Here is a 16,880-nt window from a genome sequence, read left to right as displayed (position 1 = left end):
CTAGGGTTCGCGGCTCAAAGCGTCGCAGAAGACGTTTGTTTGACGCAATAAAGTATTGTTTGATCTCAATACGGGAGAGACTAATCGGTGAACTTGAGAATCGGCGCCTTCAGCCAGAATTGGCTCAGTTGCACCACACGCTTGGCGTATGCGAACAGCCGTTGCAAGTGGCCAAACATACTTCACAGGCGGGCTCGCCGCGCCCAACAGTGGTGCGACATAAGTGTGTGCATCGCCACAAACAACTGATTCTGAGAGCGTCAGGGCATTCTCGAAGCGTCGCTGCCGAAGGGCAACGTATGCGCGCGCCGCGGTCATGTCGAGCCACTCGAGGAGGTAACCGCTATCGCCGGCCAGAGATGAACCGCGGTTGAGGATCACCTCTGCTTCGGCCAGATTGCCGTTTTGGAGGGCAGCCACTCCACGCTGCTGCCAAGTGAGTATCTCGACGTGGATGTCCGCCTTGAGCGCCCAATCAGCGACCCTGGAGGCCCAGTAATCCATTGCGCGGCCATCGTTTGCCCATGAAGCATTAAGAGCTGCTGTTACATTCAACCTTTGAACTAGCATATGCGCGTTGATTTGCTCCAAGGAGTGAACCGCAGCGACCGCGACAGATTCGGCAATGTCGTGCTCGCCCCGATTCATTAAGGCCCACACGTGCCTAATAGGGCCAAAGTCATGGGGCACCGAGCCAGCTGCTAGCGTGATGGTGGCAGCCCTTTCAAACTTGGCTATATATTCTCCATCTGCGCGAACGGTCTCGACGGCAGCGGTTCGGGTGAGGAACTCTTGTTCAATGCGTGCCGCGGCGCTTTCTGGAACTACTAAGTTCTGTGTTCCGAGTGCCCGGCGCGCAGAGTTAATGCTTGCTTCAGAACCCGTGATGTCGCCTCGCAACAACTGGATCCCAGCGCGGACTAGGAGCGCAGACATAGGTCGGTCATCGTCGATTTCTAGCGCCGGTGTGATATATTCGAATTGGCGAAGCATTTCAATCGAGTCGTCAAGACGTCCTTCATTCTTTAAGTATAGAGCGCCGTCTACATATAAGTCACATACTGCGGTGCCTGGCAGAGCTTCCACGATTAGGTCCGACTGTTCCAGGAACATGTCTATTACACTCGTGCCTGTTGGGTGGTCCGAAATTTCGTATCCAAGTCGTGGATATCCTCCGATTCGGTCTTGGTAAATCCTCCATGCGGAGTTGGGATCCCTTGACCCGAGGGCCTGGTAGACAAGCTCTTGGAGAACTGCAAGCTGTCTGCTGTTAGAAATGTTGGGACGTTCAGGAAGGTTAGCAAGCAAGATTCGGCCCGCATGTTGATGAAATTCAGCGGGATCCGTGATTTGAGTGTAGAAATACTCCCTCAGAACTGGGTGCATTGCTTTAAATGTAAGGCCTGAGTCGGCTTCGAAGCTCTCGAATAACAAACCGAGGGCGTGAAGTTTCGCCGCTGCGATCCGAAGGTCATTCCGCGGTGTACTGACACCTTGATATCTAAGTAGATGCGGAACTAGTGCTGCGATGTCTTCGGCGGTCACGGCAGAGCGAAAGAGCGAAACGGTTTTCAGGTAAGTAAGTTCTTCAAGCGACAATTGTTTCTCGTACCAGTTCAAAATCGAGACAATGGGTGCGTCGAATGCGTGTGGGCTCAGTATCACTCTTTCGGCTTGGCGGACGTCGCCTCGATATGCTTGACGCAGCAAATCACCCATCAGGGAAACTGTGTAAGCGTGATTGCGTAAACGTTCAACGAGTGCAAATAGACTCCTGCGTCTACCGCGTACGCCCTTCCTCATCAATAACTCAGCCCCCTCGGGGGCGGGGAGTCGACTTAAGTCAATAGCCTTCAGTTTACCTATCTGATGGCCGGTGAGTTCGGGCGGTACTACTCGCGAGGTGCAGAGTATCTTCAATTTTCCGATACCCTCCTCAGCGGAGCGCTGTAATATTACACGAAGCGCTGGCACCGCCACTGCACCATCACGTTCGGCGGATCCAATGTCATCGACCGCCACAGTTTCTAGTCCGTCAAGGATCAGCAATATGGTGTTTGGGATTCTAGAGATTTGGTCAGGCAAGTCGAGAAAAGAGCGGGCTTGAGTTGTTACTCCGTCCATGTTCGATGAATTTCTGATAATTGACGATACAAATTCCAGCAGTTCCTCAAAGAAGTGATTAAGATCGCGATCCTGCGAGAATGACCAGAGGAACACGTGTTCGAATGAATCGGTCGGACTTCGGTGATTTGAGAGTATGTTGTGCGAGGAAATAATTTTCTTAAGGAGAGCAGATTTTCCGCACCCTCCGAAGCCGTGAAGTATGCAAATTCCGGAACGGTCGGATGTCAGGAAGTTATTGACGGTCTCCGTTTCCTTCTCGCGGCCGACAAAGTCTCCAATGTTTGCTAGAATGCCGCCAAATGCCCGAACCTGAGGCGCGGAATCATGGATACGCTGGGTGACGCTATGTTCTGAACGGTGCGCCGGAACCGAAGTATATAATCCAGAAAGGTACTCTGCGCGGATTATCTGCCTTTCGATGAATTCGCTTACGTGGAGGTACGTGGGAGATTTCCGCGATCCCGGCTTCGCGATGCTCAAATGATTGGCATCGAGGCTCGTGCTGATGCAGTTTTTGATGCCCGGGTTTGCACTCGATTGGTCGACGATAAGCAGTGATCGGTATTTTTCGCTCTCTGCGTATGCTGCCGTCTCAATATCCAACGTATCCGCGTTCTGCCGGTACCAGTCGCCGAGTGTCTTGAGGTGGGGACAATTTGCCGTCAGGGCGAGGGTAACTCTAGTAGGCCGCCACAGTGGGAATAGTTTGGAAAAGTTTGCAAGACTTGATCCATCATGTGGTGTTGCCAAAAACACGACGCCCAACGTGGAAGTCGCTAGCGTTCGCCAGCGGGGGACCTGTAGGGTCACACATTGATGGAGAATTTGCTTTGCAATTAATCCGCCGAGGCTATGGCACACGAAGATAGTTTTCTTCGTTCCAATTCCGTATTTAAGAAGTATTTCGATAAGACTGTCAGCGCGTTCGGCTATGGACATGCCGATACCGTTGGTAGTCCATCTCGTGGCGTCCGCGGGGTAGTCAAGAGACCAGACTGAGACCTTGGGATAGTCGGCCGCCAACCATTGAAGCCATGATTCGGTAGCGCCTTTCGGCTGCCAAGTCGTCAAATCATTGCCGCCCAATCCATGAATGAAGACCACGTCCAATATGGACGGGGTCCCGCCTGGGCTTGTGACAGCACGCAGCGAGGGCTCTCTGCTCTTGCGCATTCGTCCACCTATCGTCGGCCCGCGTGGATACGCACAAAGGGCTACCGGGCTGTACTTTAGCTCGATTGGTGTATAAACGACTCGCGAGATGGCGCAATCCGCGAGATCAGGTTCGCGGCAAGACTCCACGGAACGGTGAGTGACTCCTCGGCTACTCCTGGCGCGACGCTATGTCGGCGAGTTGGCCGCTCGTTGGCTGCGAGAGTGAGGGTCGGTGAAGCGTGCCCGACAGTGGCTCCTGGCTGTGTGGACATCGCTTCTCGCCCGAACCGATACTATGGCCGAGTGAGCGATGGTCAGTCAGCGTTAACTTCGTCTCCACCCATAGTCACGACGACGCGTTCTCCAGGTGAGACGGTGGAACTCGGGCGCCGTCTCGGTCCGCTTCTGGGTCGCGGCGTGCTAGTCAGCCTAGAGGGTGGTCTGGGGGCAGGGAAGACGCAGCTATGCAAGGGGCTGATCGCGGGTGCAGCCGGCATCGACTCGGACTTGGTGTCCAGTCCTGCCTACACTCTTGTCAATCATTATCCACTGAACGGTGGTGGGCATATTGTGCACATCGATTTCTACCGAATTGATAACCTAAGCGTTGAGGATGAATTGCTGTTTGACGAGGCGCTTGTGGACGCCACAGCTGCGCTAATCGAATGGGGCGATAAGTTCATTTCCCTGTTGGCGGGTTCTTATTTGCGTGTCCGTATGGAATTGGCGTCTACGCCGCCGGACTTGTGCACTCTGATTCTTGACGTTGTAGGCGGCGGCGCGAACGAGCACGTGGTGCTGGACGGTTGGCGGGCTTTATGCGAATTGTCCTGATTGACACCGCTGGTGTCCCGCTCTTTGTTGGATTGGTTGTAGAAGGGAAGCTCGTCGAGTCCATAAGGATTGAATCTGGGCATGCAGTCGCAACCTTGCATTCGATGTTACTTGACTTGTTGACTAGGTGCGGCCTTGAATTGCGTGATATTGATCAATTCGCGGTTGTCAGTGGTCCCGGAAATTGGACCGGAGTAAATGTGGCGGTCGTGGCGGCAAAAATGCTAGCACTTTCGTTGGGTACACCGCTGCTGATTCTATCCCGCATGCAAGCTCTCATCGATTGTGCAGCTAAAGAATGGGAAACTGGTACGGCGTTAATCGGTTGCGGCCGGGTGAACGTGTTTTGTGCTTTTTTCGGCGGGGAACATGGTCCGCGGCAGACCGCCGGATCTGTTTCGCTTAGGAAGAGCTTAGATGAGGTTCGAACCTATCTCATGTCGGGAGGGGGTGCGCATATCGTGGTTCTGAAATCAGATGCAATGATCTGTAGCGATCTGGATCTTACTGGCGCGAACGAGGCGTGTTTCGTCAGCTATGACGCCTTGGTATCCGCATATCTAGACCAGATTGGCGCCGGTGCCGCGAAGCTTCTCATGGGTGCTGAAATTCATCTGGCGTTGCCCGACTATGCCGGTGCGGATCAAACGATAAACACCAGCCCGGGATCTTTCCGGTGATTGTACTTGGCTTTGAGTCGTCATGCGACGACACGAGCGTCGCTGTGGTACAGGATGGCGATCGCATTTTGAGTAATATCATTGCTTCCCAACATGGCTTTCATCGGACTTACGGCGGGATAGTTCCGTCGCTCGCTTCGAGGCAACATGCTAGAGCTGTGTCAATTGTCTACGAAGAGGCGATGCGGCAGGCTTCCATTTCGCTACGCGATATCGACGCAGTGGCAGTGACGACGGATCAGGGCCTTGCTCTTTCGCTGTCGGTAGGGGCTGCGGCGGCGAAGTCTGTTGCGATGGTGGCCGGGGTACCGATGATCGGCATTCATCACGTCGAGGGACATATCGAGTCCTGTTTGATGGGCGACGAAAGTCTCGCATATCCGTTTTTATGTCTGACGGTGGCGGGCGGGCACACGATGATGCTGGTCGCGCATGAGTTCGGCTATTACGAACTTGTTGGAGCCACAAAAGATGATGCACTGGGCGAGGTGTACGACAAGCTCGCGCGACGAATGGGTCTCGGATATCCGGGAGGACCAATCCTTGACCGGTTGGCGCGTGACGGAAATCCTGAGAGATTTTCATTCCCACGTCCAATGATCAATCGTGGCGCTGACTTTAGCTTCAGTGGCCTTAAGTCTGCAGTGCGTCGGGAGCTCGATCAGTTAGACGACAGTGGTGTCAGTTACTCGCCAAGTGATGTGGCGGCTTCCTTTCAAGAAGCGGCGATGGAGGTCATCGTGACCAAGGCTATTCGTGCCGCCCGTGAAGTTGGTCTGAGCTCGATAGGTGTTGCAGGAGGCGTCTCAGCCAATAGGCGTCTTCGGGAATTATTGGGCGAGAAGTCCGCAGACTACGATATCCGAGTTCACTTCCCGGACCCTAATTTGTGTCTTGATAATGCCGCGATGATCGCGGCGGTGGGCTATCGTCGGTTACTCCGAGGGGAAAGAAGTTCACTTGACATTGACGTCCGTGCGAATGCACCTATGGGCGAAAGTGCGATGATCTACAAGGCTGCGACAAAGTATCGCTGAGTATTGGGCAGGAGCACCCGATGTTAGTTCGAGGGTGTGCTCACTTTGCCGACGTGCTGGGATGGCTCGTTTGAGCATGGGCAGGGCACTATCTATGACTAAACCGAATTGTGCATACAGGTGCATAGGCGAGGCCAATGAATGAACGGCGGGCGTGTGTTGGTCGGCGCTTCATGATTGTGTACCTTCTGTGAGCGCTACCGACTTACAAAACGTGGCCCGGCTGCTCTACACCTACGCCGAGCTGATCGATGCCGGGGATTTCGCGGGCGTCGGGCGGCTGCTGGGCCGGGCGTCATTCGGCGGGCCGGCCTCCGGGTCGGTGTCCGGGGCCGACAACATCGCCGGACTGTTCGCGCTGACCACCCGCCGCTACCCGGAGCACGGAAATCGCCCGCGCACCCGCCACCTCGTGTTGAACCCGATCATCGACGTCGACGGGGAGGTGGCCACGGCACGGTCCACTTTCGTGGTGGTGCAACACGTTCCGGACGGTCCGGTGACGGTGCCGCTGCAGCCGATCGTGGTGGGGCGCTACGCCGACGCGTTCGCCCGGGATGACTCCGATTGGTATTTCACCGAGCGCATCGTGGACGTCGAGATGGTCGGTGATGTCTCGGCTCATCTGAACGTCGACCCGGCGCGGTACGGGCGATAGTTCAGAGTCGACGTGCCTCGCCGGTAATCGAATAGGCCTCGACAGGACGCAATGTGTACCCGGCGGGCAAGGCGTCGTCGTGGTAGTACGCCCTGAAGACATTCGCGGCCTCTGCTGCGGTGAAAACCTCGTGACGGTAGACGTTTTCCGAGAGGTGTGAGGTGACCGCGACGTCTTGCAGACCTGGATTCACACCGGAGCGACCTATCACCGACCGGACCGACACGTCGCCATGGTCGGCACCGTCTGGCTGCCTGATCTCGAGCATCATCGCCGCCGCAGACCCGGCGGATTGGAGGTAACGGACTGCCGCGTGATCTTTCTCTGCTCCGATGGGTGGCCGGACCTCCAGGACGAGGCCCCATCGGTCGGCGCCATCGAGCGCCCGGAGTTCCTGGTCGAATCTGCCCTGGTGATGTGCCCGCATCAGCTCTGTCGACCACGGGGGCCGCTCGGCTGAGATTCGGGTGACATCGTGGGTGGGCACCAGGCTGGCCGTGAATGCCGAATATGCCTGCGGTCCTTTGGCATAGGCCGCGAGATATTTCGTCACATAGGTGGCCGACGACATGTTTCCCTGCTCGCCGCGAGCGATCGCGGCGTCGGCGACATCCGCCGCCTCGGCGTTGGCCCCGGCCGCCAGCAGAGCGGTGATCTCCCGGACGATGTTGACCGAGGGGCGCTGTTCGGCATCGGAATGGGCGCGGACTGCCTCGACGAAGCCCGCGGCGGTCGGGTGCTTGGCGACGAATTCCGCGTGGACGCGCGAGAACTGGCCCAGTGCATCGCTCCAATCCGGCTGACTTGCGATGGCAACCTGACGCCGTCCTTCGTCCAGGATGAGGGGCCACACCCTGAACGTCCCGTTGATCCGGCGGTTGAGACGCATTCGCGTGCCCATCTGTACGTCGGGCAGGAACGACGCCCACAGGATGTCATCGACGGGCATGGGCTTGATGCCGGTGGTCCACGACATCTGCAGGAGGTCTTTGCCGACCCGATGCACGGTGACGCTCAACGACGTGATGTAGACGTCATCGACGATGAAGCCGGTGTCGCTGACGAACCGCATCCGGCGTGCTTTACAGGCAGACGTGAACGCGGTGTACCACGCCTTCGTCACGTCAGCGGTCGCCGAAACGTCTCCCGAAACCCGTCGCAATTCCTCAGGTGTGACCCCGAGAACTCCACCCCCACCCATCTGAACAACGCTATCGGCGCGAACCTGGATGCTTGCTGGGAGTTTTTCGGCAGACCCAATCCTTGAGCACTAGCACTCTCGTGTATAGAGTGCTAGATGGCAGCGGCCAACCCCAGCGCCGGCACCCGCGACGACGGAGCGAGGGCACGGACGTCTGCCGAACACCTGAAAAACGCAGGGCCCGGGACATCCGGACCCACACCCAACTAAGTGGAGGGCTCCATCGTGGCAGTCAACATCAAGCCACTCGAGGACAAGATCCTCGTTCAGGCCAACGAGGCCGAGACCACGACCGCTTCGGGCCTGGTCATCCCCGACACCGCCAAGGAAAAGCCGCAGGAAGGCACCGTCGTCGCAGTTGGCCCCGGCCGCTGGGATGAGGATGGCGAGAAGCGGATCCCCCTGGACGTTGCCGAAGGCGACACCGTCATCTACAGCAAGTACGGCGGCACCGAGATCAAGTACGGCGGCGAGGAGTACCTGATCCTCTCGGCCCGCGACGTGCTGGCCGTCGTCAACAAGTAAGCACTTCGTGTACCGCCCCGGAAGTCCCCGCGTTTGTGCGGGTGACGTCCGGGGCGGTCCGCATTGCCCCTAAGGACATTTATGAGCAAGCAGATTGAATTCAATGAAACTGCGCGTCGGGCCCTGGAAGCCGGTGTCGACAAGCTCGCCGACGCTGTCCGGGTGACCCTCGGGCCGCGTGGCCGCCACGTGGTGCTGGCCAAGGCGTTCGGCGGACCCGTCGTGACCAACGATGGTGTCACCATCGCCCGCGAGATCGACCTGGAAGACCCGTTCGAGAACCTCGGGGCACAGCTGGTCAAGTCGGTGGCCACCAAGACCAACGATGTCGCCGGCGACGGCACCACCACCGCCACCGTGTTGGCCCAGGCCATCGTGAAGGCCGGGCTGCGCAACGTGGCAGCCGGCGCCAACCCGATCGCCCTGGGTGCAGGTATCGCCAAGGCCGCCGATGCCGTATCGGAGGCCCTGCTGGCCGCCGCCACGCCGGTGTCGGACAAGAAGTCCATCGTCCAGGTCGCCACCGTGTCCTCGCGTGACGAGGAAGTCGGCGAGCTGGTCGGCGAGGCCATCACCAAGGTCGGTCACGACGGTGTCGTGACGGTCGAAGAGTCCTCCACGCTGAACACCGAGCTCGAGGTCACCGAGGGTGTCGGCTTCGACAAGGGCTTCATCTCGGCGTACTTCGTCACCGACTTCGACTCCCAGGAAGCGGTGCTCGAGGACGCGCTGGTGCTGCTGCACCGCGACAAGATCAGCTCGCTGCCCGACCTGCTGCCGCTGCTGGAGAAGGTGGCTCAGGCCGGTAAGCCGCTGTTGATCGTCGCAGAGGACGTCGAGGGCGAGGCGCTGTCGACCCTGGTCGTCAACGCCATCCGCAAGACCCTCAAGGCCGTCGCGGTGAAGGCGCCGTTCTTCGGTGACCGCCGCAAGGCGTTCCTCGACGATCTCGCCGTCGTCACCGGCGGGCAGGTCGTGAACCCCGACGTGGGTCTGCTGCTGCGCGAGGCCGGCCTCGACGTGCTGGGATCGGCGCGGCGTGTGGTGGTCACCAAGGACAGCACCGTGATCGTCGACGGTGGCGGCACCAAGGACGACATCGCGGCCCGGGTTGCGCAGCTGCGCAGCGAGATCGAGAACACCGACTCGGACTGGGACCGCGAAAAGCTGCAGGAGCGTCTGGCCAAGCTGTCCGGCGGCGTCGCCGTCATCAAGGTCGGCGCGGCCACGGAGACCGACCTGAAGAAGCGCAAGGAAGCCGTCGAAGACGCCGTCTCGGCGGCCAAGGCGGCCGTCGAAGAGGGCATCGTCACCGGTGGTGGCGCCGCGCTCGTGCAGGCCGGCGCTGCGCTGGACGCCCTGCGCAGCTCGCTGAGTGGCGACGAGCTGCTCGGTGTCGAGGTGTTCGCCAAGGCGCTGTCGGCGCCGCTGTTCTGGATCGCCACCAATGCCGGCCTCGACGGTGCCGTCGTCGTCGGCAAGGTGGCCGAGCTGCCCAACGGCCAGGGCTTCAACGCCGCCACGCTGACCTACGGCGATCTGTTCGCCGACGGCATCGTGGACCCGGTGAAGGTGACCCGCTCGGCGGTGCTCAACGCCGCATCGGTCGGGCGCATGATCCTGACCACCGAGACGGCTGTCGTGGAGAAGCCGGCTGAGGAAGAGGATCACGGGCACGGCCACCACGGCCACGCTCACTAGTACGTCGCTCTGCGAAGCACCCCCGGTCCGCTTGGGCCGGGGGTGTTTTGCGTCCGGTCGGCCCAGTGCGCGGAGGTGTGGCACCGGACAAACCTCGCGGGGCCGGGTGCGGACGGGCATACTCTCGACCATCGGACACGGATGTCACCGCTTATGACGACGGAGGGGTGACGCGTGAGCATGGCGTACCTGGCACAGCCGAGCCAGCAACAGCAGTTGGAATGGCTCGACGGCGGCACGCTGGCGATCTTGCTCGACGGTAAGGCCACGAACGGCCAGTTGATGGTCGGACGCTTCGATGTCAGTGAGGGTGAAGCGCCCCCGTATCACAAGCACACCCGCGAGGACGAGGTCTTCATGCTGGTCAAGGGGACCGCGCTGCTGTGGTACGACGACGAGGAGATGGAACTCTCCGAAGGCGGGATCGTCTTTCTGCCCAAGAACATTCCACACGCGTACCGCATCACGTCCAAGAAGGCCGATCTGCTGATGATCAACACTCCCGCGGGAAATCGAAGGGATGTTCCGCTACGCCGGCCGCGACAGGGCAACACCGCGCCCGGACGGTTTCGAGATCTCGTCCGCTCGGATGGCTGAGGGAGCGGACAAGTTCGGGCAGATCATTCTCGGGCCGCCGCGCTGACTCACGGGCACCTTCACCGGGCCGTCGGCTGAATCGACACCAGCCGGTAGACGCCGGACTGCGCGTCGTCGGCCGCGAACCGAACCACCAGGCTGCCGGGCGGAAACCGGGTGGCCAGGTCATTGAGCGTCCTGGGCAGGAACACTCTGGCCTTGGCGTTGCCGTACCAATTGGGGTTGGCGGGGTCGACGTCGAGGTCGGCCACCTGGTCGATCGCGGTATCCCAGCTTTGCACCGCCTCCGGTGCCGCAGTCCCGAATCCTGTCGACTTCAGATACGCATCCCCCTGTCCTGCAAGGGTTATCGGTGCTTCGCTGCCGACCGGCGTGCCGGTGATCGTCCCGTTGACGACATCGGCCGTCACCGACGTCAGGCGGGCGGTGCAGATATCGTCGACGACGTTGGCGGAACCACAAGAATCGGGCAGCGGCGGGGCGGCGTGTGCCAGGGCGGGGCTGACGAAGGCCGCCATCGCCAGCGCGCCGATCGCCGCCGTTGCACGAATGCGCGGTATCGAGATCACAGAACTGTCATCGTCGTGTCCGTGAGAAGAGTTACCTGACCGTCGGTCGGGTGAGGTGTGTGGGGCGATCGTCACCCGATGCGCAGCGGTTTCGGCCCCAACGCGGCCAGACCCTCGTGGGCGAACCCACTCCACTGGGCGCGTGTCCGGCGGGCCAGCTCCTCGTCGATGGGTTGCGCCCCGAGCATCGGAGCATCCGACCAGGCTCCGCGGGATCCCAGCAACAGCGGCAACTCGATACAGTGACACGCTCCCAGCGGTGCCCGCCGTGGTGTCCAGTCGACGCGGAATGTCGAGGACCGTCCACCCGCGCGGTTCCACTTCTCGGCGAGTTGAGCTGCCGGGCGCCCGAAGATGCGCCGAGTCATGATGCGTCCGAATGCCGCGGCGAGGTAGGGGCCGGCCGGCCCCGCCTGCTGGAGGCGGTTGCCCCGCGGATCCATCGAGACGAACGGCCGTGCGTCGGCACGGGTGTAGCCCACCAGGATCTCGATACGTGCCGCGGCGTCGGCGATCCGCGCGTCGACGTCGGCGGCGGACGGCAGCGGCGCAAACCCGAGGATCGGCGCGAACGGCATCAGTCCCAGCCTGCCGAACTGCTGGGCGGTCCGCGCGGCGGCCAGTTGAGCGTCCAGCAGCTGCGCGACGTCGGCTTGCAGGGCGGGTACCCCGGACAGCGACGCGGTCGCCGCGGCGAGCATCGCCTCCGCCATCGCCGGCCGGCCGGATGACAGCCCCAGCGGCGCGCTCTGCAGAATGGCCCGCGTGAACAATCCGGAGGAGTCCGGGCACAACATCAGCGACATCACCGAATCGCCGCCGGCTGATTGCCCGAACACCGTCACCCGTGCCGGGTCACCGCCGAACGCCGCGATATTGTCCCGCACCCAGCGCAGCGCGCAGATCTGGTCGCGTAACCCCAGATTCTGGGTGTCCTGGTCGTGCAGGTTCAGGTAACCGAAGACGCCCAGCCGGTAACTGACGTTCACCACGACGACCCGGCCCTCGGCGGCGAGCGCGTCGGGGTCGTACTTGTCGGATTCACCGCTGCCGGACACGTAGGCCCCACCGTGGAACCACACCATCACCGGCAGCCGGTCGGCGTCGGCCGGTGCGGTCACGCTGAGCACCTGACACTGTTCGCTGATCGCCAGCCCCTCGCCGACCACACCCGTGACGAACTGCAACCTCGAGGGGAACTGGGGGCACGCCGGCCCGCGCTGGGTCGCGTCGACCGTGCCACTCCCGAATGCCGTCAACTCCGGCACCGCGAACCGCTCGGCGTGCGCGTAGCGGATACCGCGGGCCATGATCAGGCCGTTTTCTTCGTTCACCAGCAGCGAAGCGCCGCCGCCATCGAGCCGTCGGGTCGCCACGCGATGACGATACGAAAGCACCCCCGGTCCGATGGGCCGGGGGTGCCTGGTCGGCGGGGTCAGAACGCTTGGTCGACGAAGCCGTTGGTGGTGTTCACCTCGTCGTGGTTGTCGACGCTGTAGTGCGGACCGACCGGCGTCCCGATGGCGGCCTGGGCGGGTGCGGCCAGACCCAGGACTGCTGCGGTCATGCTGGTGGCGATCAGGGTGGCGAATCCGAACTTCTTCATCTGGATCATCTTCTTCTGTGGTCGTTGTTGCTCTGATGGTTGAAACAGGATGTCCGGCAGTGTCATTCCGGCCGGCAGGAACTGATCGGTGGATGGCAGAAACGGCGTTCCTAGGGCTGCTGCCAGAACAGGAAGGCGTACGGATCCGGCTGTGAGACCGGCTCGGTGAAGTTGGCGCTGTAGTCGCCCGATCCGGCGCAGGTGATGCTCACCCGGTTGCATGCGGGGTCCGGGGCGGCCGCGGCCGCAGGTGCCAGGCCGATGCCCGCAGCGGCGGCGATGACGGCGATACCGGATGCCCGAAACACATTCATCTTCATGACATTTCCCTTGCTGGACTCGATGGTCACACCATCGTCTGCCCGCACGCCCGTGGTGGGCATCCCGATTGGCCCCCGTCTCGGCTACCGGCTAGCCGGTATTCCCAGCTGGTTGCCAGCTGCGATGTGTCGGAGGTCATGCGCAGGCGACGCTGATACCACCAACAGGGAGGTCACATCATGAAGCTCACCACCGGATCCACACTCCTGGCCGCGGGCCTGTCGCTGGCCGCGGTACTGGGGCCGCAGGCAACCGCCGCGGCGGCGCCGGCCTGTCCGGATGTGGAGGTGGTGTTCGCGCGGGGGACGTTCGAGGCGCCGGGCGTCGGTGCCACCGGCCAGGCCTTCGTCGACGCGCTGAACTCCCGGCTGCCCGGCGAGGCGGTGGCCGTCGATGCGGTGAACTATCCGGCCTCACTGGACTTCGAGCAGGCGGCGCAGGGCGTCGCCGATGCCAGCAACACGCTCGAATCCCTGGCGGCCGGCTGCCCGAATACGAAGATCGTCCTCGGTGGTTACTCGCAGGGCGCGGCGGTGGCCGGCTATACGACGGCGGACAGTGTGCCTGCCGGATTCGTTCTGCCCGCGGGTATTTCCGGCCCCATGCCGGCCTCGGTGGCCCCGCATGTCGCCGCGGTCGTGCTGTTCGGAACGCCGTCACCGCTGTTTCTCGGGCTGGCGGACCATGATGCTCCACCGATCGCGATCGGCGACCGGTACCAGGCCAAGACGTTGGAGTTGTGCGCACCCGGCGATCCCGTGTGCTCGCCGGGGATCAGCCTGGACCGGGCTGCGCACAGCGCCTACAAGGACAACGGAATGGCCCTCCAGGCCGCGGATTTCGTTGTCCGCCAACTCGGTCAGCCGGCACCGTCGGTGCCGTCGGTCCAGCAGGCCACGTAGACGAAACGGCCGCCGCAACGAGGGGGAGGGGGCATTGCGGCGGCCGTGGTCTGGGTTGGACTCCGGGTTGGACTCCGGGTTGGACTCCGGGTTGGACTAGGCCTTCCCGAGGGTGACCTGAGTGGTCTGGGAAGCGCCCGACTGATCCAGGTAGGTCAGAGACACGTTGTCGCCCGGTGCTTTTGAACGTACCGCCGCGACGAGCGCCTCGGGCCCATCGATGACCTGATCGTTGACCTTGGTGATCACCGCGCCGTCCGGGATCCCGGCGGATGCGGCCGGGCCGCCGTCGGCGACATTGGCGATCGCGGCGCCGCTGCTCGCCGTCGGATCGGTGCTGAGTTGCACCCCGAGTGACCCGTGGCTGGCGGTGCCGGTGGACACCAGCTCGTCGGCAATGCGCTTGGCCTGGTCGGACGGGATGGCGAAGCCCAGCCCGATCGAACCGCTCTCGCCGCCACCGCCGCCCGGGCTGCCCTGGCCCGCGCCCAGGGTGGCGATCGCGGAGTTCAGCCCGATCAGCTCACCCTTCATGTTCACCAGCGCCCCGCCGGAGTTACCCGGGTTGATCGCCGCATCCGTCTGGATGGCGTCCAGGACGGACGCCTGACCGCCGGAGCCGTCGCCGGCCGCCACCGGTCGGTTGAGCGCGCTGACGATGCCGGTGGTGACGGTGCCCTGCAGGCCCAGCGGTGATCCGATCGCCACCACCTGCTCGCCCACCTTGACGTCTTTGGACGATCCGATGGCGATCGGGGTGAGCCCCGAAACGCCCTCGGCGCGCACGACCGCGAGGTCACCGGTCGGATCGGTGCCGACGACGCTGAAGGGGACCGAGCGACCGTCGGAGAAGGTCACGGTCCGGGTGGCTTCGCCACCGTTCATCGATGCGGGCTGAGCCCCGTCGGCACTGTCTGCGCCCGCTGCCGCCACGTGATTGTTGGTGAGGATCAATCCGTCGGAGGTCAGCACGACGCCGGAGCCCTCGGCCTCGCCCTGGCCCATCTGGATCCGCAGTTTCACGACGCTGGGCATCACTTTGGCCGCGACCTGCTCGACGGATCCGGCAGGCGCCGCGGCGGCCGGCTGGGACGCCGCCGCATGCGGTGCCGGTGACGCGACCGCGGGCGGGGGAGTGAGGCTGTCGGGATGGGCGACCCATGCAGCGGTCGCACCGATTCCACCGCCGGCCACCGCGACCGCCAAGGCGCCGACGGTGAGCAGTCCGGCCTTGGAACGCTTGCGGCCCGCCGGAGCGATATTGCGCGCAGGGGCAGCCTGGTAGAACGGCGGCACGGGTTGCTGGGTGGCATATCGCCAGTCGTAGACGCGTGGGATCGGTTGGGTCAGAGGAGCATTCGGGTCGTGTGGCTGAAACGGTTGCTGCTCAGGGCTTGTCATTGTGGAGTGTGCGTCACTTTCTTGAATGATGAAATAGCACAGTTGCTTAACCACAATCATCCGGCGGTGGCTGAGACTGGACTGAGAGTTGGCTCTGTCCAGTCCGAGATTTCGGCCGCATTTCGGTAACCGGTGCCGTCACGCACCTCACCCCAGGCCGGCACTTGACCTCAAGTGCAGTTGAGATCGGACACTCGATCCGTGACTGTCGAATTCGCCCAGATCCGTGTCGCCCGCCCCACCGATCGGCTCGCGGAGGTCGAGCGGTTCTACGCCGAGTACCTGGGCCTGCCTGTCCTCTATCGGTTCGACGACCACGACGGGTACTCCGGAGTCATGCTGGGTCTGCCCGGGTCCGAGTATCACCTGGAGTTCACCACGCACGTCGCGGGAAGCCCGTGTCCGGCGCCCACGGCGGACAACCTCCTGGTGCTGTACTTTCACGGCGACGCGCAGATGTACGCCATGGTCGAACGTCTCGCCGCGGCCGGCTGTGCCCCCGTGGAACCGGAGAATCCGTACTGGAACAAGGTGGGCGCGTTGACGTTCGAGGACCCCGACCGGTGGCGGGTGGTGCTGGTTCCGCGCCGGGTGATCTGAGAAGACTAGTGCGCGGTCGTGGTGATCCGAACCTCGCCGGTCAACGTCTGATGGACGGGGCAGCGTTCGGCGATGTCCATCAGCTTCTGACGTTGACCGTCGTCGAGGTCCCCGATCAGTTCGATCTCGCGATCGATCTGAGCGATCCACCCGATGGTGGTTTCACAGTCGGCGCAGTCCTTGGCGTGAATCCGGGAATGGCGAAGGGCCACGCGTACCTGCTCGAGGGGCCAACCCTTGCGGTCGGCATACATCCGCACCGTCATGGAGGTGCAGGCACCGAGGCCTGCCAGCAGCAGATCATAGGGAGTCGGTCCCGCATCGTCGCCGACCGGACGTGGCTCGTCGGCGGTCAACCGGTGCTGTCCGGCGATGATCTCCTGCGTGTAGGTGCCGGTGCCCGTCTCCGTGACGATCACGGTGCCCTCGGCGGGCGGGTTGGTGGACATCGGGCCTCCTGGACGGTGCGCGCTCGCGGACCCTCAAGAAGTACCACCGCCGACCGTGCGCAGTGTCCCGTATCGGGAACCGGCCTGGCACACAGAAAGGCCCCGCCGGGGCATCGGGGCGGGGCGCTTCCGTCAGTCGAGTATCAGGCGGTGCGGCGGATCCCGCGCTTGAGGAGGAGTTCGCGTTCGGACTCGCTCAGCCCACCCCAAATACCGTACGGCTCACCTACAGCAAGGGCGTGTGAACGGCATTGCGTGATCACCGGGCAGCTGCGGCACATCTCCTTGGCCCGCATTTCGCGCTGGGCACGGGCCCGGCCGCGCTCGCCGTCCGGATGGAAAAACATCGAAGAGTCGACACCTCGGCAAAGTCCTGCCATTTGCCAGTCCCAAATGTCGGCATTGGGTCCGGGTAGTTGCTGCGGCTGTGGCATTTGGAAAACCCCTCTCGTCGCACCTAATTCGCGAAACGCGTAGGTGCGTGAGTCGCGGAACCGATCCGAGCACTTGTCGCCGA

Annotated in this window: 18 protein-coding genes; 9 read left to right on the top strand and 9 right to left on the bottom strand. The window is 62.3% G+C overall.

Features of this window, described 5'->3' with window-relative positions:
• On the bottom strand, positions 1-3,300 hold the full coding sequence (locus tag H7J86_RS08980) for an alpha/beta fold hydrolase (RefSeq protein ID WP_267290484.1): 3,300 nt from the start codon (positions 3,298-3,300) through the stop codon (positions 1-3).
• Positions 3,301-3,435: 135 nt separating this feature from the next.
• Between H7J86_RS08980 and tsaE the strand changes: the two genes are divergently transcribed.
• The 4 genes from tsaE (at position 3,436) to H7J86_RS08960 (ending at position 6,491) form a co-directional block, all read left to right on the top strand.
• Positions 3,436-4,116: a tRNA (adenosine(37)-N6)-threonylcarbamoyltransferase complex ATPase subunit type 1 TsaE gene (tsaE, locus tag H7J86_RS08975; protein WP_308204835.1), complete on the top strand. Its 681-nt coding sequence runs from the start codon at positions 3,436-3,438 to the stop codon at positions 4,114-4,116.
• Positions 4,101-4,796, top strand: a complete 696-nt coding sequence (tsaB, locus tag H7J86_RS08970) for a tRNA (adenosine(37)-N6)-threonylcarbamoyltransferase complex dimerization subunit type 1 TsaB (RefSeq protein WP_267290480.1) — start codon at positions 4,101-4,103, stop codon at positions 4,794-4,796. The genes tsaE and tsaB overlap by 16 nt, the downstream gene beginning before the upstream one ends.
• Positions 4,793-5,833 carry a tRNA (adenosine(37)-N6)-threonylcarbamoyltransferase complex transferase subunit TsaD gene (gene tsaD / locus H7J86_RS08965; protein ID WP_267290478.1) on the top strand — a complete coding sequence of 347 codons (1,041 nt, stop codon included), beginning with the start codon at positions 4,793-4,795 and terminating at the stop codon, positions 5,831-5,833. The genes tsaB and tsaD overlap by 4 nt, the downstream gene beginning before the upstream one ends.
• Before the next feature lie 190 nt (positions 5,834-6,023).
• Positions 6,024-6,491 (top strand): nuclear transport factor 2 family protein, encoded by a 468-nt coding sequence (locus H7J86_RS08960; protein WP_267290477.1) that lies wholly within the window; start codon positions 6,024-6,026, stop codon positions 6,489-6,491.
• A 1-nt stretch (position 6,492) separates the two neighbouring features.
• On the opposite strand, the gene H7J86_RS08955 is transcribed toward H7J86_RS08960, so the two are convergent.
• The gene (locus tag H7J86_RS08955) at positions 6,493-7,563 is read right to left on the bottom strand and encodes a hypothetical protein (RefSeq protein WP_267290476.1); all 1,071 of its coding nucleotides are present in this window, start codon (positions 7,561-7,563) and stop codon (positions 6,493-6,495) included.
• A gap of 351 nt (positions 7,564-7,914) precedes the next feature.
• Here H7J86_RS08955 and groES point away from each other — a divergent pair, with 351 nt between their 5' ends.
• From groES to H7J86_RS08940, 3 genes are all read left to right on the top strand, one after another.
• Positions 7,915-8,217 carry a co-chaperone GroES gene (groES, locus tag H7J86_RS08950; RefSeq protein WP_036421278.1) on the top strand — a complete coding sequence of 101 codons (303 nt, stop codon included), beginning with the start codon at positions 7,915-7,917 and terminating at the stop codon, positions 8,215-8,217.
• A gap of 81 nt (positions 8,218-8,298) precedes the next feature.
• Positions 8,299-9,918: a chaperonin GroEL gene (groL, locus tag H7J86_RS08945; RefSeq protein WP_267290475.1), complete on the top strand. Its 1,620-nt coding sequence runs from the start codon at positions 8,299-8,301 to the stop codon at positions 9,916-9,918.
• Between the two features lie 180 nt (positions 9,919-10,098).
• A complete protein-coding gene (locus H7J86_RS08940) occupies positions 10,099-10,515 on the top strand; it encodes a cupin domain-containing protein (protein ID WP_267290659.1) in 417 nt (138 codons plus the stop codon).
• Between the two features lie 59 nt (positions 10,516-10,574).
• Here the strand turns inward: H7J86_RS08940 and H7J86_RS08935 are convergent, their stop codons facing one another.
• The 4 genes from H7J86_RS08935 to H7J86_RS08920 form a co-directional block, all read right to left on the bottom strand.
• Positions 10,575-11,084, bottom strand: a complete 510-nt coding sequence (locus H7J86_RS08935; RefSeq protein ID WP_267290474.1) for a hypothetical protein — start codon at positions 11,082-11,084, stop codon at positions 10,575-10,577.
• Between the two features lie 71 nt (positions 11,085-11,155).
• A complete protein-coding gene (locus H7J86_RS08930; protein ID WP_267290473.1) occupies positions 11,156-12,460 on the bottom strand; it encodes a carboxylesterase family protein in 1,305 nt (434 codons plus the stop codon).
• A gap of 59 nt (positions 12,461-12,519) precedes the next feature.
• Positions 12,520-12,690: a hypothetical protein gene (locus tag H7J86_RS08925; RefSeq protein ID WP_167157136.1), complete on the bottom strand. Its 171-nt coding sequence runs from the start codon at positions 12,688-12,690 to the stop codon at positions 12,520-12,522.
• A gap of 110 nt (positions 12,691-12,800) precedes the next feature.
• The gene (locus H7J86_RS08920) at positions 12,801-13,010 is read right to left on the bottom strand and encodes a hypothetical protein (RefSeq protein WP_139170178.1); all 210 of its coding nucleotides are present in this window, start codon (positions 13,008-13,010) and stop codon (positions 12,801-12,803) included.
• Positions 13,011-13,190: 180 nt separating this feature from the next.
• Between H7J86_RS08920 and H7J86_RS08915 the strand changes: the two genes are divergently transcribed.
• Positions 13,191-13,913, top strand: coding sequence for a cutinase family protein (locus tag H7J86_RS08915; RefSeq protein ID WP_267290472.1), 723 nt, complete (start codon positions 13,191-13,193; stop codon positions 13,911-13,913).
• A 96-nt stretch (positions 13,914-14,009) separates the two neighbouring features.
• Here the strand turns inward: H7J86_RS08915 and H7J86_RS08910 are convergent, their stop codons facing one another.
• A complete protein-coding gene (locus H7J86_RS08910; RefSeq protein ID WP_267290471.1) occupies positions 14,010-15,314 on the bottom strand; it encodes a S1C family serine protease in 1,305 nt (434 codons plus the stop codon).
• Between the two features lie 201 nt (positions 15,315-15,515).
• On the opposite strand from H7J86_RS08910, the gene H7J86_RS08905 reads away from it, so the two are divergent.
• A complete protein-coding gene (locus H7J86_RS08905) occupies positions 15,516-15,914 on the top strand; it encodes a VOC family protein (protein ID WP_090363158.1) in 399 nt (132 codons plus the stop codon).
• Between the two features lie 5 nt (positions 15,915-15,919).
• On the opposite strand, the gene H7J86_RS08900 is transcribed toward H7J86_RS08905, so the two are convergent.
• Both H7J86_RS08900 and H7J86_RS08895 read right to left on the bottom strand, forming a co-directional pair.
• Positions 15,920-16,363 (bottom strand): OsmC family protein, encoded by a 444-nt coding sequence (locus H7J86_RS08900; protein ID WP_167157142.1) that lies wholly within the window; start codon positions 16,361-16,363, stop codon positions 15,920-15,922.
• Between the two features lie 143 nt (positions 16,364-16,506).
• The gene (locus tag H7J86_RS08895; protein ID WP_090363162.1) at positions 16,507-16,797 is read right to left on the bottom strand and encodes a WhiB family transcriptional regulator; all 291 of its coding nucleotides are present in this window, start codon (positions 16,795-16,797) and stop codon (positions 16,507-16,509) included.
• Between the last annotated feature and the right edge of the window lie 83 nt (positions 16,798-16,880).

The sequence above is a fragment of the Mycobacterium hackensackense genome (assembly GCF_025822555.1).
GTDB lineage: Bacteria > Actinomycetota > Actinomycetes > Mycobacteriales > Mycobacteriaceae > Mycobacterium > Mycobacterium fluoranthenivorans.
The sequence above is the reverse complement of the archived record's forward strand: the minus strand, read 5'-3'. Positions and strand labels throughout refer to the sequence as shown.

Excerpts from the sequence above, each read along its gene's own strand:
- H7J86_RS08955 (WP_267290476.1), bottom strand. The coding sequence starts at position 7,563 with ATGCGGTTCGTCAGCGACACCGGCTTCATCGTCGATGACGTCTACATC.
- H7J86_RS08980 (WP_267290484.1), bottom strand. The coding sequence starts at position 3,300 with ATGCGCAAGAGCAGAGAGCCCTCGCTGCGTGCTGTCACAAGCCCAGGC.
- H7J86_RS08910 (WP_267290471.1), bottom strand. The coding sequence starts at position 15,314 with ATGACAAGCCCTGAGCAGCAACCGTTTCAGCCACACGACCCGAATGCT.
- H7J86_RS08895 (WP_090363162.1), bottom strand. The coding sequence starts at position 16,797 with ATGCCACAGCCGCAGCAACTACCCGGACCCAATGCCGACATTTGGGAC.
- H7J86_RS08925 (WP_167157136.1), bottom strand. The coding sequence starts at position 12,690 with ATGAAGAAGTTCGGATTCGCCACCCTGATCGCCACCAGCATGACCGCA.
- tsaB (WP_267290480.1), top strand. The coding sequence starts at position 4,101 with ATGCGAATTGTCCTGATTGACACCGCTGGTGTCCCGCTCTTTGTTGGA.
- H7J86_RS08920 (WP_139170178.1), bottom strand. The coding sequence starts at position 13,010 with ATGAAGATGAATGTGTTTCGGGCATCCGGTATCGCCGTCATCGCCGCC.
- groL (WP_267290475.1), top strand. The coding sequence starts at position 8,299 with ATGAGCAAGCAGATTGAATTCAATGAAACTGCGCGTCGGGCCCTGGAA.
- H7J86_RS08940 (WP_267290659.1), top strand. The coding sequence starts at position 10,099 with ATGGCGTACCTGGCACAGCCGAGCCAGCAACAGCAGTTGGAATGGCTC.
- H7J86_RS08900 (WP_167157142.1), bottom strand. The coding sequence starts at position 16,363 with ATGTCCACCAACCCGCCCGCCGAGGGCACCGTGATCGTCACGGAGACG.
- H7J86_RS08915 (WP_267290472.1), top strand. The coding sequence starts at position 13,191 with ATGAAGCTCACCACCGGATCCACACTCCTGGCCGCGGGCCTGTCGCTG.